Annotated in this window: 16 protein-coding genes; 11 read left to right on the plus strand and 5 right to left on the minus strand. The window is 57.6% G+C overall.

From position 1 onward, the window contains the following. The first annotated feature begins 40 nt into the window (after positions 1-40). The gene (locus tag AC13Q5_RS00445; RefSeq protein WP_488500565.1) at positions 41-520 is read left to right on the plus strand and encodes an SRPBCC family protein; all 480 of its coding nucleotides are present in this window, start codon (positions 41-43) and stop codon (positions 518-520) included. A 291-nt stretch (positions 521-811) separates the two neighbouring features. Here the strand turns inward: AC13Q5_RS00445 and AC13Q5_RS00450 are convergent, their stop codons facing one another. Together AC13Q5_RS00450 and AC13Q5_RS00455 are read right to left on the minus strand one after the other, a co-directional pair. Continuing rightward, on the minus strand, positions 812-1,552 hold the full coding sequence (locus AC13Q5_RS00450; RefSeq protein ID WP_488500566.1) for a class I SAM-dependent methyltransferase: 741 nt from the start codon (positions 1,550-1,552) through the stop codon (positions 812-814). A gap of 463 nt (positions 1,553-2,015) precedes the next feature. After that, entirely contained in the window at positions 2,016-2,870 is an 855-nt protein-coding gene (locus AC13Q5_RS00455) for a D-alanyl-D-alanine carboxypeptidase family protein (RefSeq protein WP_488500567.1), read from the minus strand. Positions 2,871-3,238: 368 nt separating this feature from the next. On the opposite strand from AC13Q5_RS00455, the gene AC13Q5_RS00460 reads away from it, so the two are divergent. Further along, the gene (locus tag AC13Q5_RS00460; protein WP_488500568.1) at positions 3,239-5,368 is read left to right on the plus strand and encodes a TonB-dependent siderophore receptor; all 2,130 of its coding nucleotides are present in this window, start codon (positions 3,239-3,241) and stop codon (positions 5,366-5,368) included. Positions 5,369-5,454: 86 nt separating this feature from the next. Here the strand turns inward: AC13Q5_RS00460 and AC13Q5_RS00465 are convergent, their stop codons facing one another. Further along, positions 5,455-5,679: a DUF1127 domain-containing protein gene (locus AC13Q5_RS00465; protein WP_075852597.1), complete on the minus strand. Its 225-nt coding sequence runs from the start codon at positions 5,677-5,679 to the stop codon at positions 5,455-5,457. Positions 5,680-5,782: 103 nt separating this feature from the next. On the opposite strand from AC13Q5_RS00465, the gene AC13Q5_RS00470 reads away from it, so the two are divergent. The 5 genes from AC13Q5_RS00470 (at position 5,783) to AC13Q5_RS00490 (ending at position 8,174) form a co-directional block, all read left to right on the plus strand. Further along, positions 5,783-6,673, plus strand: coding sequence for a LysR family transcriptional regulator (locus AC13Q5_RS00470; RefSeq protein WP_488500569.1), 891 nt, complete (start codon positions 5,783-5,785; stop codon positions 6,671-6,673). Between the two features lie 373 nt (positions 6,674-7,046). Beyond that, positions 7,047-7,256, plus strand: coding sequence for a cold-shock protein (locus AC13Q5_RS00475; protein ID WP_075852595.1), 210 nt, complete (start codon positions 7,047-7,049; stop codon positions 7,254-7,256). A 110-nt stretch (positions 7,257-7,366) separates the two neighbouring features. Continuing rightward, positions 7,367-7,648 (plus strand): cold-shock protein, encoded by a 282-nt coding sequence (locus tag AC13Q5_RS00480; RefSeq protein ID WP_488500570.1) that lies wholly within the window; start codon positions 7,367-7,369, stop codon positions 7,646-7,648. 28 nt (positions 7,649-7,676) lie between these two features. Beyond that, positions 7,677-7,919 (plus strand): 30S ribosomal protein S21, encoded by a 243-nt coding sequence (gene rpsU, locus AC13Q5_RS00485; RefSeq protein ID WP_075852593.1) that lies wholly within the window; start codon positions 7,677-7,679, stop codon positions 7,917-7,919. Between the two features lie 45 nt (positions 7,920-7,964). Continuing rightward, positions 7,965-8,174 (plus strand): hypothetical protein, encoded by a 210-nt coding sequence (locus AC13Q5_RS00490; RefSeq protein WP_075852592.1) that lies wholly within the window; start codon positions 7,965-7,967, stop codon positions 8,172-8,174. A gap of 277 nt (positions 8,175-8,451) precedes the next feature. On the opposite strand, the gene AC13Q5_RS00495 is transcribed toward AC13Q5_RS00490, so the two are convergent. After that, positions 8,452-9,108 carry a dihydrofolate reductase family protein gene (locus AC13Q5_RS00495; protein ID WP_488500571.1) on the minus strand — a complete coding sequence of 219 codons (657 nt, stop codon included), beginning with the start codon at positions 9,106-9,108 and terminating at the stop codon, positions 8,452-8,454. Between the two features lie 264 nt (positions 9,109-9,372). On the opposite strand from AC13Q5_RS00495, the gene AC13Q5_RS00500 reads away from it, so the two are divergent. From AC13Q5_RS00500 to AC13Q5_RS00510, 3 genes are all read left to right on the plus strand, one after another. After that, positions 9,373-11,226, plus strand: a complete 1,854-nt coding sequence (locus AC13Q5_RS00500; protein ID WP_425298676.1) for an ABC transporter ATP-binding protein — start codon at positions 9,373-9,375, stop codon at positions 11,224-11,226. 2 nt (positions 11,227-11,228) lie between these two features. Continuing rightward, positions 11,229-13,130: an ABC transporter ATP-binding protein gene (locus AC13Q5_RS00505; protein WP_075852590.1), complete on the plus strand. Its 1,902-nt coding sequence runs from the start codon at positions 11,229-11,231 to the stop codon at positions 13,128-13,130. 136 nt (positions 13,131-13,266) lie between these two features. Beyond that, positions 13,267-13,857 (plus strand): NADPH-dependent FMN reductase, encoded by a 591-nt coding sequence (locus AC13Q5_RS00510; RefSeq protein WP_488500572.1) that lies wholly within the window; start codon positions 13,267-13,269, stop codon positions 13,855-13,857. An 84-nt stretch (positions 13,858-13,941) separates the two neighbouring features. Here AC13Q5_RS00510 and AC13Q5_RS00515 read toward each other — a convergent pair whose 3' ends face one another. Then, positions 13,942-14,433: a GNAT family N-acetyltransferase gene (locus AC13Q5_RS00515; RefSeq protein WP_488500573.1), complete on the minus strand. Its 492-nt coding sequence runs from the start codon at positions 14,431-14,433 to the stop codon at positions 13,942-13,944. A 147-nt stretch (positions 14,434-14,580) separates the two neighbouring features. Here AC13Q5_RS00515 and AC13Q5_RS00520 point away from each other — a divergent pair, with 147 nt between their 5' ends. Further along, positions 14,581-15,087 (plus strand): winged helix-turn-helix transcriptional regulator, encoded by a 507-nt coding sequence (locus AC13Q5_RS00520; RefSeq protein ID WP_075852677.1) that lies wholly within the window; start codon positions 14,581-14,583, stop codon positions 15,085-15,087. Positions 15,088-15,091 lie beyond the last annotated feature (4 nt).

Genomic DNA, 15,091 nt, shown 5'->3' on the forward strand with positions numbered 1-15,091 from the left:
TGATCATACGAACCGTCGCGGTTGCGGCGAGGAGGATGCGATGAGCGGAGCTTCCGGCGGCAAGAGAACCGACACGGCTTCCAGAGCGATCCGCGCAACGCCGCGTGCGATCTTCGAGGCTTTTATCGATCCTAAGGCATTGGCTTCATGGCTTCCACCCAAAGGCATGACATGCCGCATCCTTGTGTTCGAACTACGCCAAGGCGGCAGCTATCGAATGGCACTGTCCTATGATGCGCCGGATCATGCGACACCCGGAAAATCGTCCGAGCACACCGATATCGTTTCCGGCCGCTTCGTCGAGATCGTGCCTGACGAGCGCATCGTTCAGGCGGTGGATTTCGAATCCGATGATGCAGCATTCGGCGGAACGATGACCATAACCTGGTCCTTGGCGGAAGTTCCGACCGGCACAAGGGTCACCATAATTTGCGAGAATGTGCCTTGCGGCATCAGCAGAGAAGATCACGACGAGGGACTGAAATCGACCCTCGAAAATCTGGCCAACCATCTGGAATAAAAGCTGAAAATTCCTGCCTCGTTGCCGTAGCGGTATCCGGCTTGGTTCCATAATCTATCTTATCTGATATTTGTTTGCAGGTGGGGTGGGTTCTAGAATGAAGTGCGACTTGCGAATGATGCCAATGGGTTATCACTCGCAAGGACAATGCAATGAAACGCGCCTACTGCCCTCGCATCGTTCCCGACGAACAACGCTTGTCCCTAAGCGTCGATCCGATGCATGTGAGCAGCTTCGTCGCCGTAGCAAACCGCAGCGGCAGACTGGAATTTCAATCGCTCGACAAGCCCATCATGCCTCCAGGGCCATGACGACGATCCAGGCCTGCCATCTGACACCCGGGATTTTCAGCAGCAAATTGTCGATCTGCTTGCCGGTGCCCCGGACCGCGGCGCCGAGCGGGCTTCGGCGAAACGGAATGGAAGCAAGCGCAGTGAGCCCGAAGAATTCCAGATCGCACTTTGAGAAATATTTGCGCACGATCTCGAAGTCGGATTTCAAGAGCGGATGCTCATCGACCGTACGGGCCTCTGGCGTCCGGTTTCGGTAAAGATTGATCACGGGATTGTGGCCGAGCGGCTCGAAGAAGAAGGCCCTGCCGCCGGGTCGTAGCACGCGCCGGATCTCGCTGAGCGATCTCTCCAGAACGAGGTGATGCAGGATGCCGCTGCCGAAGACGACGTCAAAGCTCGCCGACGGCAGATTCATGTCCTCCGCATTGTCGACCTGGAACGTCACGTTGTCGATCCCACGGAGAGCCGCCGTATTCGTGGCCTGTTGAATGGCGACGTCCGAAATGTCGATACCGGTAATCCGCTTGGCGGAGTGTGCGAGGCCAATACTGCTCATGCCGTTTGAGCATCCGTACTCGAGCACGTCCCTTTCAGGACAGGCCTCCCTCACCAGCCGCCAATAGGCGTCCACAGCGGGCTTTACGGCGAAATAGAACGAGTCCTCTTTGCGCTCCTCCACCGCACCGAAGCGTTCATTATGGAAATCGCGCTCACGCGTTAAACGTGCATCATACGTCATTCCGGTCCTCCCAACTTGACCTAATGCGTTGAAATATTTGCGAGATCTATATTATAGGAGCATCAGGCCGATCGCGGCCAATGATGGGTCCTTCATTTTCGGAGAATAACAAACTGAAACCAGATATCTCCGCCTATGCGAATTCGCAGTTCGACGCTTATTCCTACCAGAACATGAAAAGAGCGCAGCGAACGAGCAACTTCCGCTCTAGACATAGGGCAGCCCGCCAGTTCGGCAACAACCACCCGACTATTCATCGTGAGAGAGTTTTCTCCACGATCCGCCGCGAAATGCCCCGGATAAAGAGGAGCATTCGGAGGCATTGCGCATTTGCATGAGGAAACCCGATCCCCCTACCCTTTACGATGGGTATAATGCGGTAGGGGTCAGCGTCTCAGCGGAGCCACCCCTTGTCGGCTGCCCAAAGATGAATGGCTGGCTGGATGCTGAAATCAGGCCGAAATCAGTTGGCTGAGCTTTGCTTGGTAGCACCGGTCGATACGGTGGCCGTTGTCGCAACCGGGGCTAGGTACGTGTCCAGAAGGCTTGCCATCTTGTTGTCGCGAATTTCAGCAGTCTTTTCGCCCATGACCACGCCGACAACACGGCGGCCATTCTTCGTCGCGGAGGTCACGAGATTATAGCCGGAGGCATCGGTATAGCCGGTCTTGATGCCATCGGCTCCAGCATAGCGATACATGAGATTGTTATGACCGCGCAGCTTCATGCCGCGGAATTTGAGGCCGCGCATCGAGAAGAGCTTGAACTCATCAGGAAAGTCCCGCATCAGCGCAACGCCGAGCGTTGCCATGTCGCGCGCGGTGGTCACTTGCTCCGGATCCGGCAGGCCCGAGGGATTCTTGAAGACGGTATTGCTCATGCCGAGTTGATGCGCCTTTGCGGTCATCGTCTTGGCAAAGCTGTCTTCCGAGCCGCCAAGCTGCTCGCCGATGGCAACAGCCGCATCATTGGCCGACAGGACGACGATGCCTTCGACGGCCTCGCGCACGGTGACTTTACGACCTGCACCCACCGCCAGTTTGAACGGTTCCTTGCCTTCGGCATTCGCCGACATGGTCAGCTTCTGATCCCATTTCAGGAGGCCGTCATGCAGCGCTTCGAAAGCAAGATAGAGCGTCATCATCTTGGTGAGCGAGGCCGGATAATTCAGCTCGTTCTCGTTCGATGCTTCCAGCACCTGACCGCTATGCGCATCAACGACGTAGCTCGCCTGCCCCGCCTCTGCCACCGAAGCCGTGCCGAGAAGCGCTAAGGTCGAAATCGCCGCGGCGAAAAGCAGGGATGTTGTCTTGAGCATGGATTTTTGCGGTCTCTTTTATTGGTGTTCTTGATGGAGCAGCCGGTACGCCGAGGTCAACAGGCTGCCAGCTTTTCGAGCGGAATGGATCGGGCAAATCTATGGCGGAAAAAAGAACGAGGCCATGAAAAAAGGACAATCCGAAAATAGTCCCCAGGCTGCTTGTTATCCACCCTCGCCCAAATGCTGATCTTGCAGCCAGTTCAAAAGTCCCTCCATAAAATATGATTATTATACTCATGTATTATTGACGATTACGAGCTTCGCCTTTAAACACTCACGCAACGGTTGCGACCCAGAGGAAGAGAGGCGGATTTCGTATGATTCCATGCAATGATATCAATGGCATAAGACGTCAAACCTCGAGCATGGCCACGGCCACATCGGCTTTCGCTCTTGCCCTGTCGCTATCGGGAAACGCTTTCGCTCAGGACGGCGCGGCGGGTAGCGAAAACGCGACGCGTTTGGAGCCGATCATCGTCGAGGGTGCTGAGTCCGAGCAAAGCGACGGCAGGACCGTAACGGCAAAGCGCAGCCGCGGTGCGACCAAGATCAGCACGCCATTGATCGAGACGCCCCGTTCCGTCTCCGTCATTACCAAGAAGGAATTGGAGGAGCGAGCGGCCAGCAACGTCGTGGAGGCCGTGCGCTACACAGCAGGCGTCACTACCGCCTCGACCGGTTTCGACCCGCGTTACGATGTCATCATGCTGCGTGGCCAGGTGCTGTCGCTGAACGGCGATTATCGCGACGGCCTGCGCCAGTATTACGTCAACTACGGCAACTTCCCGACTGAGCCCTATTCGCTGGAGCGCGTCGAAGTCGTCAAGGGACCTGTTTCGGTGTTCTACGGCTCCGGTTCGCCAGGCGGGATCATCAATAAGGTTTCAAAGGAGCCGCTTGAACAGCCGTTTCACGAGGTCGGCATTCTCTGGGGAACGAAGGATCGCGCGCAGGCGACCTTCGATTTCAGCGGCCCGGTCAAGCAGGGCGACGACCATCTCTTCTATAGACTGACCGGCCTGGCGCGCGTCGGCGATACCAATTTCGACATTGCCGACGATCGCTACATGCTGCAGCCCTCGTTGCGCTGGAATCCGGACGCGGCGACCACCGTCACCCTCTACGGATTGCTGCAGGCAGACGAGAGCGATGGGAGCCCGGGAGCCGTCATTGCGCCGGATGGCCGCGTCCTCGACATTCGCGCCAGCGATCCGGACTATGACCATCAAAAGGTACGCCAGCAGCAGATCGGCTACCGTTTCGAACACGAGTTCGACAATGGCCTGACTTTCCGCCAAAACACACGCTACTCCCACATGGATCTGCGCACGCGCTATCTCAGCGTCGCCAGCTGGACCGGCACGATCGCGCATCGCAGTGCGACGGCCCTGCGTGACGACGCCCATATCTTCCAGGTCGACAATCAGCTCGAAGCGAAATTCGACAGCGGCCCGCTCGCCCATACCATGCTGTTCGGGCTCGACTATACCTATCTGACCTCGTCCTTCGGCTATGGCCTGGATTGGGTCACGAGCGCCGCCTACGATCTCGACATCAGCAATCCGAGATATGGCGTATCGGGACCGACGCCCGACTATAATTTCTCACTGCTGGACAAGGATATCAGCCAGACCGGCATCTACGCGCTCGATCAGATCGAACTCGACAGATGGCGCTTCACGCTCGGCGCCCGCCAGACCTGGGTCAAGCAGACGCTCGACACCACCTACCCGACCGCCGGCACGAGCGACCATCAATCGGAGACCAACAGCGCAACATCCGTCCAGGCCGGTGCACTCTATTTATTCGACAATGGCATCGCGCCCTTTGCCAACTACGCCACTTCGTTCGATCCTGTGACGATGCGCTCGGCTTCCGGACGCGTGCTGGAGCCGACCAAAGGCGAGCAGTTCGAGACAGGCGTGAAATACCAGCCGCCGGGGACGAATATCCTTCTGTCAGCAACCGCCTATCATCTGGTCGAAAGGAACAAGCCGCAATTGGTCAATCCGCTGCTGCTCGCCTACCAGTCGCTTGGCGAGGTGACGACCAAGGGGCTGGAGCTGGAAGCACGCACGGCGCTCGATTCCGGGCTCGATCTGATCGCCACCTATACGCTGAGCCGCTCAGAAATCACGGAGGGCGAGAATGCCGGCAAGGAAGTCGCGGCAAGGCCCCGTCATGTGGCGTCATTGTGGGCAAACTATACCTTTGCGGAAGACTCCGCTGCTGCAGGGCTCAGCGTCGGCGCGGGCCTGCGCTACAACGGCAGAAGCTACACCGACAATGCGAACACCGCCGAAAACGCCTCGACCTTCTATGTCGATGCCGGAATGAGCTACGATTTCGGTGCTGCTAACAAGGACTACGCCGGTTTGATTGCGGCGGTGAATGTACGGAACATCGCAAACCGTCGCGATGCAATGTGCGAAAGCGGCTTCTGCTATCTGGGACAAGGCCGCAACGTCACCGCCTCGCTCAAATATCGCTGGTAGCCGTTTCAATAACACCGCTATTCAAAGGCGTCCGGCCCGATGGCTTGCGCGCCTTTGAGCATCCAATGTGCTTTGCGCAACACGCTTTAACTCCAGAACCATGACTTGCTGACTTCGGTACGTGCTTCGGCGCGCGTCATACCGATGTCGCGAAGCTGATCGTCGGTCAGCTCGCGGAGGGTCCATCTTGTCTCGCGCTTTTCGAGGTAGGCCAGAAATCTCGCCAGCACGCTCCGCAAAAATTGCCGCTTTGGCCGCCCCCTGCCCGCGCCGGCCGCTGCCAGCATCGGCCTATCGATATCGGTGGTCATCTTCCTGCTCCTTGGGGCTCGTATCAACATGGCCTTAGGATGCACTGGCATAAGCAATGAATGAAGCTTATGGTATTTATACAAATCATAAGGAATTCTTCTATTGCTCAATCTGGATCAGCTAACGACTTTCCTCAGCGTGGTCGATCTCGGCAGCTTCACAGCCGCTGCCGACAAGATCGGGCTGACTCAACCTGCCGTCAGCCTGCAGGTGAAGCTTCTGGAGCAGCGCCTCGGCGTAAAACTGATCGAGCGTGTGGGACGGCGGGCGCAGCCCTCGCCAGCCGGACTTGATCTGCTACCGCATGCGCGGCGCATCATCGAAGCCTGTTCCATGGCAGAGGAGGCGATGACACCCTTTCGTGAGGGGTCGGTAGGTCGCGTTCGTATCGGCAGCGGCGGCACGGCCTCGATCCATCTGCTGCCTCGCGCTATCGCCATGGCAAAGAAACGCATGCCTGATCTCGAGATCATCGTCCGCATCGGCAATATCGACGAGATTCTGCGCGATCTCGAAACCAATGCGCTGGATCTCGCGGTAGTCGCCCTGCCCGCTGCCGGACGTTCACTTGAGGTCGAACCATTCCATGACGACGAGCTTTTGGCTGTCGCCCCCAAGGGAAGTGTGATGCCGAATGGCGGGCCGGATGTGGCATTCATGAAGGACAGGACGCTACTGCTTTACGAAGGCGGCAACACGCGTCGCGCCACGAATGAATGGTTCGAGGCTCACGGAATTCGCCCTGAGCCGGCTATGGAGTTCGGTAGCGTCGAGGCCATCAAGGAGCTGGTCGCAGCCGGTCTCGGATGGTCCATCCTTCCGGACATGGCGCTGAGACGCGACAAGTCCGATCTGCTCGTTACTTCGCCGCTCAGGCCAAGGCTCGTTCGGCAACTCGGCATGGTGTTGCGCCGGGACAAGCATCTCACGAAGGGGCTTCGCGAAATCATGAAATCGCTGCGTGAAATTCAGGCGTCGGACCACACGGTATAGCGTAAGCAGAATATTCTGGTCAGCGGCCTTTCGCTTACGGACCAAAGAGTATGTCCACAGCTGCATACTCTAAGAGCGGGTCATCGGCCTCGGGCAGGATAGACCATGATTCAGTCTCGGGATGTTGAAGAGACGGGTCTCGTACCTGAGCAGGCCGAGGTTCGCCTCAAAAAGCCACACCACAGGCCGAGAACTGTCATTTTGAGCGCCTCTGTTGCTAAAATTTGAATTGAACCTATATAGAGCCTATCGACCATTGCTTGCGACGTCGCCGAAGAGCCAACGGACTCTCGCCGGATTTCCTCTCAAATAATCGATCTAATCCCGCAAGGCATCGCGGGAGCAACAACGGTTACTATGAAAGGAAATCGTTATGAACACTGGTACTGTGAAGTGGTTCAACTCCACCAAGGGCTTCGGCTTCATTCAGCCTGATGATGGCAGCACGGACGTTTTTGTCCATATTTCAGCGGTAGAGCGCGCCGGTATGCGGTCGCTTAACGATGGTCAGAAGATCACCTACGACATCGTGCAGGATCGCAGATCTGGCAAGAGTTCGGCCGACAATCTTCGGGCCGCATAAGTTTGTCACGGCTTTGTGCGACCACGGATGTACCGGCGCACAGAAACCATGATCGAGGAAGGTCGGGATACGTCCCGGCCTTTTGTTTTTCATTTCGAACGGAGAACGACATGGCACATGGTCGTTACCGGCCGGGCGACAGCATCGTCCTGAAGCCTGGAATTTTTGGAAACGTCCAACCCGCTGGCAGCATCGTGTCTGTCCTGCCGGTCTCACAAGGCGTTGTTCACTACCGCGTCCGCTTCCAGAACGAGAGTTTCGAGCGGAGCATCCGCCAGGACGATATTGACGTTGAAGCGTCACCATCGTCGCTTTCGCCGGTGCAAGTCGAGATATCGCAAATATCGAAATCGAGCTGGATCAACTCGAATTCAATCCGTACCAAGAAATAAACGCAGCGCGAGCTGAGAAGGAGACATTTTGCAGGTTCTGGTTAGAGACAACAACGTCGATCAAGCGCTCCGCGTCCTGAAAAAGAAGTTGCAGCGGGAAGGCGTGTTCCGGGAAATGAAGGCCCGCAGCGCCTATGAAAAGCCGTCCGAAAAGCGCGCCCGCGAAAAGGGCGAGGCGATCCGCCGCGCTCGGAAGCTTGCCCGTAAGCAGGCACAGCGTGAAGGCTTGCTGCCGGCACCTAAGAAGAAAGTCATAGCGCGAGCTCGCTGACCTCCGCCGTCTTTTGGAAAACGCGCCTGCTGAAATGGAGGAAGCATGACAAAGACGAAAGACAATCTGTTCAAGCCTGAGAAGCTGTCGGCACAGGCCAAATCCGAGCAGACGACGTCGATTGCCAAGGATATCCTGGCGAATGAGACGTCTGCTCGGCAGAAAAAGACGGAAAGGCTTCGTGCGCTCCGTTTGGCGCAAGAGGCGGAGCTAGGACCCGCGCCGAAAGCAACAAAGAAAGGCAAGAAGGGATAGCGATCGCCCGAGGCGGCTACGTTCCCTTCGATCGACTTGCGGCCGTACCCCTTGATCGTCAGCGCCATTGCAGGTCTGCTATGGAGGACAGCCGCAAGAAATATGTTCGTTCTCCTGTGCAGACTAGCTACGCATTAATATTCCGGCGGGCTCGCGCCTCAGGGCTACAGGAGTGGTTATGTACGGGAATTGGTTCTCGGGGACGAGCTTCTGCATTATCGCCGAGAGCGCTGGGTAGCCTCAAACGGTAAGACGGTGATGGCGCCGATCCGACTGTCTATCTAAGCCATTTGCGGCGCTCGATCTCCTCTTCGGACGGATTCGGCCCGACGAAGGAACCGGTCTTCACCGGGCCATCCGGCTGGTAAGTCGCAAAGATGACGCCGGTCGGGGAAGACTGGGTGCGCAAAAGCTTCATTGCGGCAGGAATTGCCCCGTCGGCGAACAGCTTCTTGCCGCCGCCCAGCACGACCGGAAAGATCATCAGCTTGAATTCGTCGATCAGTTCGTGACGCAGCAGGGTCTGAATGAGATCGCCACTGCCCTGAATAAGAAGATCAGGCCCCTCTCCCGCCTTCAATTCCTTGATCGCTGCCACAACATCTTTGCCAAGAGATTGGCTTCCGTTCCATTTCAGCTCGACATCGCTGCGCGTCGCAACATATTTGGTGACGCTGTTGAACCGTTTGGCAATCGGATCGTCGCTCTCAACGTAGGGCCAAAAGGCTGCGAAAATATCGTAGGTCTTGCGTCCGAGCAGCAGATCGAACGGATTTTCGAACAGTTCGAAGAGCGCCTTGCCGGTTTCTTCGTCGGAGTGAGGGAATACCCAGCCACCATGCTCGAAACCGCCTGTGGGGTCCTCGTCCGGGCCGCCGGGTGCCTGCATGACGCCGTCGAGACTGATGAATGTTGCTGCTATAATTTTGCGCATGATGTCCTCCTTTTCTGGCATGGTGCCCGGAGGACGTCTCGCCGGTTTCGATCCCGACATATTCATCGATTATTTTTTAAACACGCAATCTAACGTTCGCGTTGGACTTGTGACCGATTGACTCTTGAACGCCGCCACGGAATCGGCAAAATTCATCCTATCAATATTTTCCTTGAGATACGAACCCGTCTGCGGGCCAGCCTCGTTTAATTATGCCTGGATAAAAGCGTGAGCAGCGATTCATCAAGAAGCGCGCCGAAGCCAATGGCTTCGCGTGCGCATGTCAATGCGGTCGGTTGGGGCCAAGGCCTGTCGACGATCGTTCGTATCACCCATATGACGCTGCGCCATCCCTGGCAGACCAGTTTTGCCATTGGAGCAACTTTTGTAGCTGCAACGTTGCAGCTGACGATCCCGCGCCTGCTGGGCCGTGCCGTCGACGAGACGCAGACGGCGGTTGCCGGTGGTGCCGCCGGTCAGATTGCCGAAAATGCCTTGATGACAACCGCTCTTCTGCTGCTCGTCGTCAGTATTTTGCGCGGCCTGTTCACAATGGTACAGAACTATTATAGCGAGGCCGTCGGCCATCACATGGGCTATGAGCTTCGGCTCGCCTGTTATGAGAAGATTCAGCAGCTCTCCTTCAGCTTCCACGACAAGGCCCATTCCGGCGACCTCATCACAGTCGGCCTGCTCGATCTCGAAGGCGTGCGCATGTATTTCTCGACGGCACTGGTGCGCATGGTGCTGCTCACCATGCTGATCGGCGTCGGCGCCTATATGCTGCTGTCGACCGATGTCGCCCTCGGCCTGCTGGCTCTCAGCTTCGTGCCTTTCGTGGCGTGGCGCTCCTCCGTCACACAGTTGCGGCTACGCTCGACGTGGCTCGATCTGCAAGAGCGCCTCTCGGTGCTGACGCGCGTCATGGAGGAAAATCTCGGTGGCATCCGCGTGGTACGCGCCTTCGCCGCTCAGGCGCACGAACTCCTGAAGTTCGATCGCGCCTCGCACAACGCGCTTTCCCTCGCCCACCAGCGCGTCGGCATCCGCGTCATCAACACCAGCGCCATGAACCTCTCTTTCTTCGTGTCGATGGGGCTTGTGCTCTGGCTTGGCGGCCTGAAGGTCATCGATGGCGTGATCAGCGTCGGTACGCTGGCCTCGTTCCTCACCTTCATGACCATCCTGCAAATGCCGGTGCGCCAACTCGGCCTGATGGTGAATGCCTTCGCGCGCGCCTCCACCTGCGGTTCGCGCCTGTTCGAGCTGCTGGATCTCGATATTCCCATCAAGGATGCCCCAGACGCCAGGCCGCTTGTCGTGACTGACGGCACGCTGCGTTTCGAGAATGTCGATTTCAGCTATCCCGGTGCAGAAGAGCGGCCAGTGCTGAAGAATATCTGTTTCGAGGCGAAGCGTGGCGAGACGATCGGCATCGTCGGGCCACCCGGCAGCGGCAAATCCACCATCGCGCATCTTATTCCGCGCTTCTACGATGTCACGGCCGGACAGATTACGCTCGACGGCCAGGATATCCGCAAGGCGACGCTGCAATCGCTGCGGCAAAACGTTGCCGTCGTGCAGCAGGACTCCTTCCTGTTCACGACGAGCATCGAAAACAACATCGCCTATGGCGACCCATGGGCGAAGGAACCCCGCATCGAACGGGCTGCCGAGTCGGCGCAGCTGCACAACTACATTCTCGGTCTACCGGCCGGCTATACCACAATCGTCGGTGAGCGCGGCGTGTCGCTATCCGGTGGCCAGCGTCAACGCCTGACGATCGCCCGGACATTGATGCTGAAGCCCGCCGTGATGGTATTCGACGATTCCACGGCTGCGATCGACGCCGCGACGGAGCAGCGCATCCGCAGCGCCATGAAGCGCTTCGCGCGGGACCGGGTGACCCTGATCGTCGCCCACAGACTGAGTTCGCTGATGCATGCCAACCAGATCCTCTTTATCGAGGATGGCGAGATCGTCGAGCGCGGCACGCATGAGCAGCTTCTGGCCGCAGGTGGGCGGTACAAGGCGCTCTACGATCTGCAGGTTCGCCCGGAGGATGATATCGTCAGGACATCCGGCGGCGTGCTCGAAAGAGCGAAAAGGGAGGTTTGACGATGTCGGAAATCACCGAAACCGAGCGCAACGATGTGCGCGAGGATGGTCGTCGCCCGCCCCGCGCCGTGGTCGGGTCCCATCGTGTCGAAGAGGAGATCTTCGGCAAGGTCTTCGACAGCAAGATCATCCGCCGCATCTGGGCTTTCGTCAGCCCTTATCGCCGGCAGATCTACATCTCCGTCGCAGCCGTTCTGCTTTTTACCGCATCGCAGATCGTCATACCGCTTGTCATTCGCCATGCAATCGATAGTGCGATGGCGCCCGGCGCCATAGATTATTCTGCCCTCTGGTTGTCTCTGGGAGTTTTCACGGCAGCCATCCTCGTCAATTACGGGGCGAGCTATGTGCAGGAAACCTATGTCGGCCAGGTCGCCGAGGAAGTCCTGTTCGACATTCGCAGGGCGATGTTTGCGCATCTGCAGCGTGTGTCGCTGTCCTTCATGGACAAGACGGAGGTCGGACGCCTGATGTCGCGCCTGCAGGGCGACGTCAACTCCATGCAGGAATTCCTTGAAACCTCGGTGCTTTCCGTCGGCGACATCGCCCTGCTCTTCGGCATCGTCATCGTCATGCTGTCGCTCGATTTCCGGCTTGGCTTGTTGACGCTCTCCGTCATGCCGATCCTGTTCATCGTGCGCCTGTTCTGGCTGCCGAAGGCACGCGTGGCCTTCATGAACGCCCATGAGACCAACTCCGTCACCAATGGCGCGCTGGCGGAAGCGATCCATGGCGTGCGCGCCGTCCAGGGGATGCATCGGCAGGCAGTCAACTTTGCTCTTTTCGATGACAAGGCGCATACAAACCTGCAGTCGCATCTGACGGCTGCGCGCTATGCCCAGGTCATGGTGCCGATCGTCGATACGCTGACCGGCATGGCCATGGCGATCGTCATCATCGTCGGCGGCTCGATGGTGCTGAACCACAAGCTCGATGTCGGCATCATGGTCGCCTTCCTGTTCTATATCCAGCGCTTCTTCGACCCGATCCGCTCGCTGACCATGCAGTATTCGGTGATGCAGCGCGCCATGGCCTCCGGCCAGCGGTTGACCGAAGTGCTCGACGTGCCGGTCGACATCAAGGATGCTCCCGATGCCAAGGAGCTGTCGCCGAATATGGATGGCTCGGTCGAGTTCCGCGACGTCGTCTTCGGCTATAATCCGCAGCACCCCGTGCTGAAGAATGTCAGCTTCAGGGTCAATCCCGGCGAAACCGTAGCACTGATCGGGCCGACGGGTTCAGGCAAATCGAGCTCGATGGCGCTCATCCATCGTTTCTACGATGTGCAGCAGGGCCAGGTGCTGGTCGGCGGTCATGACGTGCGGTCCCTCACCCAGGATTCGCTCGGACGTCAGATCGCCATGGTGCTGCAGGAGCCGTTCCTCTTCACCGGCACGGTGCTGGATAACATCCGCTACAATAAAACGGAGGCGACGCGGGAGGAGGTCATCGAGGCCGCCAAGGCCGTCGGCGCACATGAATTCATCATGCGGCTGCCCGATGGCTACGACAACGTTCTCGGCCAGCGCGGCGGCGGTCTATCGCTCGGTCAGCGCCAGCTCGTCAGCTTTGCCCGCGCCCTGGTCGCCGATGCCAAAATCCTCGTGCTCGATGAAGCCACGGCGAATATCGACAGCTATACCGAAATGCTGATCCAGAAGGCATTGGTGAAGCTGCTCGAAGGTCGAACGGGCCTTGTCATCGCCCATCGTCTGGCGACCATCCGCGAGGCCGACCGTATCCTCGTGCTGCAAAACGGCCAGCTGCTTGAAAGCGGCAACCACAATCAGCTGATGGCGAACGGCAAGCTTTACTCGAAGCTCTATAACCTCAATTATGCGTCCTTCGACGATATTCCGGAGGAGGAAGTCTCCGCTTCGGTGCCCGTGGAGTCGCGAACCTAAAGCTATTCCAGGAAAAGTGCGCAACGGTTTTCCGTCCGGAATTGTGTGAAAACAATGAGATAGAACAGTTCAGAGATTCCATGAAGAGCTGAACTGCTCCAGACATGTCGCACAAGACTGTGGGGGCATAATCAACATGACCGACAGTATTCTGGTTCTCTACGGTTCCTATCGGTCGGATCGCGTCGGCATCCGTCTTGCAAATTATATCGTCAGCAGCCTGCAGCGGCGCAGAAACGATGTGGAGCTCATCGATGCGCAAGCGGTTGGCCTGCCGATGCTCGATCGGATGTACAAGGAGTACCCCAAAGGCTCCGCGCCCCCGACAATGGAGAGGCTCGCCGAAAAAATTCGGGCTGCCGATGCCTTCATCTTCGTAACAGGCGAATATAATTGGGGCATGCAACCCGGTCTGAAAAACCTGACTGATCATTACCTTGAGGAGTGGTTCTGGCGCCCGGCAGCGATTGCCAGCTACTCCGGTGGTCGGCTTTCCGGCGCGCATGCGGCGGTCGCCTGGCATGGCGCCCTTTCCGAGATGGGAATGATCGTCATTTCAAGCACGCTTGCCGTCGCCAATATCTCGGCCGCATTGGACGTCGACAGCAAACCGACCGGGAGCGGCGGCGATGCACTCGCGAGAGCTTTTCCCCGTTTTGCCGATGATCTCGCCTGGTGGACCGAGGCGGCGAAACAGCAGCGTGCCCGCAAAGCACCTCCATACTGAAAGCTCGAGGTCCGTCTGTGGGTAGCCCAGATATCTTACCTTCCCACAACGGTACTGCTACGGAGATGCCTTTGTGATGAATAGCTAACTCACATAGATGATTTGCTCGGCTCCGAATCGAAGCAATCGCCTCAATTCTCTCATCCCCATGCATTCCAGCAGGCGGCGGGATGCGAAATTGGCAGACTGGGTTTCCGCTATCAACCGCTTGAGCTGCAGATCCTTCAAAGCATAATCAAGGACACGCTTTGCAGCTTCCGCCGCATAGCCATGACCCCACGCGCCTGGAAGAAATTGATACGACAATTCGCGGTCCTGACCGTCTCCATGATGTGAAATGGAAATCAAACCAAGAGGCTGCCGCGAGTTCTTGGTTTCCACCAACCACACCGTTTCCCCTTCCTCAAACGCGAAATAGCCAGCAATCACCGCTTCGCGCTGATCAAGCGAAACAGGTCCGCCGAGAAAGCGGCGCACCTTTTCGTGAGTGATCAACTGCCCGACAAAGGCACTGTCGGTAGCAAGAAGCTCGCGCAGGTACAGTCGCTCAGTATCCAGATTACATTTCTCCATCATGGCGCCAGTCTATCGAGAGCCGGATTAGATGTCAGTCGTGGAAAATCATGGCTGATATGACCGCGTTGAAGCCCTTCTCGCAAATGAACTTCTGCCACCCAGCAATAACTTGCATGATGATAGTTACTCATGCTATCTGCCCTGCCCATGCAGAGAACAAGCTTCAGCAGTTTCAAATGCCCCGCCGCCCGTGCGCTCGAAAGCGTCGGCGACTGGTGGAGTATCCTGATCCTGCGCGATGCGCTTCAGGGGTTGAGACGATTCGACGAATTCCAGAAGAATCTCGGCGTTGCACCGAATATCCTGACGCGGCGTCTCAAGCATCTGACCGATGAAGGCCTGTTTGAGCGCCGCCTCTACAATGAGCGGCCACCGCGCTACGAATATGTGCTGACCGACAAGGGCAAGGATTTCTTTCCCGTGCTGATGGCGCTCTTCACATGGGGTAATCGGCATCTACCTGCTGAAGAGGTCGCGATGCGTCTTGTCGACGCCAATACCGGCGAAGACCGCGACCCTCTTCTCATCGACCGCGTCACCGGCCACGCCTTTCAGCCCGAAGACACGATGCTCGTGCCAGGGCCGGCGGCCGACGACACCGTTCATGAACGCATCGCCCAGATGAAAGCATGGTTTCTGGGCTTCGACGCCTGACCAA

Source organism: Martinezella sp. CNPSo 3964 (assembly GCF_057784375.1).

Coding starts and splice junctions, on each gene's coding strand:
- AC13Q5_RS00445 (WP_488500565.1), top strand. CDS start 41: ATGAGCGGAGCTTCCGGCGGCAAGAGAACCGACACGGCTTCCAGAGCG.
- AC13Q5_RS00450 (WP_488500566.1), bottom strand. CDS start 1,552: ATGACGTATGATGCACGTTTAACGCGTGAGCGCGATTTCCATAATGAA.
- AC13Q5_RS00455 (WP_488500567.1), bottom strand. CDS start 2,870: ATGCTCAAGACAACATCCCTGCTTTTCGCCGCGGCGATTTCGACCTTA.
- AC13Q5_RS00460 (WP_488500568.1), top strand. CDS start 3,239: ATGGCCACGGCCACATCGGCTTTCGCTCTTGCCCTGTCGCTATCGGGA.
- AC13Q5_RS00465 (WP_075852597.1), bottom strand. CDS start 5,679: ATGACCACCGATATCGATAGGCCGATGCTGGCAGCGGCCGGCGCGGGC.
- AC13Q5_RS00475 (WP_075852595.1), top strand. CDS start 7,047: ATGAACACTGGTACTGTGAAGTGGTTCAACTCCACCAAGGGCTTCGGC.
- AC13Q5_RS00480 (WP_488500570.1), top strand. CDS start 7,367: ATGGCACATGGTCGTTACCGGCCGGGCGACAGCATCGTCCTGAAGCCT.
- AC13Q5_RS00490 (WP_075852592.1), top strand. CDS start 7,965: ATGACAAAGACGAAAGACAATCTGTTCAAGCCTGAGAAGCTGTCGGCA.
- AC13Q5_RS00495 (WP_488500571.1), bottom strand. CDS start 9,108: ATGCGCAAAATTATAGCAGCAACATTCATCAGTCTCGACGGCGTCATG.
- AC13Q5_RS00500 (WP_425298676.1), top strand. CDS start 9,373: ATGGCTTCGCGTGCGCATGTCAATGCGGTCGGTTGGGGCCAAGGCCTG.
- AC13Q5_RS00505 (WP_075852590.1), top strand. CDS start 11,229: ATGTCGGAAATCACCGAAACCGAGCGCAACGATGTGCGCGAGGATGGT.
- AC13Q5_RS00510 (WP_488500572.1), top strand. CDS start 13,267: ATGACCGACAGTATTCTGGTTCTCTACGGTTCCTATCGGTCGGATCGC.
- AC13Q5_RS00515 (WP_488500573.1), bottom strand. CDS start 14,433: ATGATGGAGAAATGTAATCTGGATACTGAGCGACTGTACCTGCGCGAG.
- AC13Q5_RS00520 (WP_075852677.1), top strand. CDS start 14,581: ATGCAGAGAACAAGCTTCAGCAGTTTCAAATGCCCCGCCGCCCGTGCG.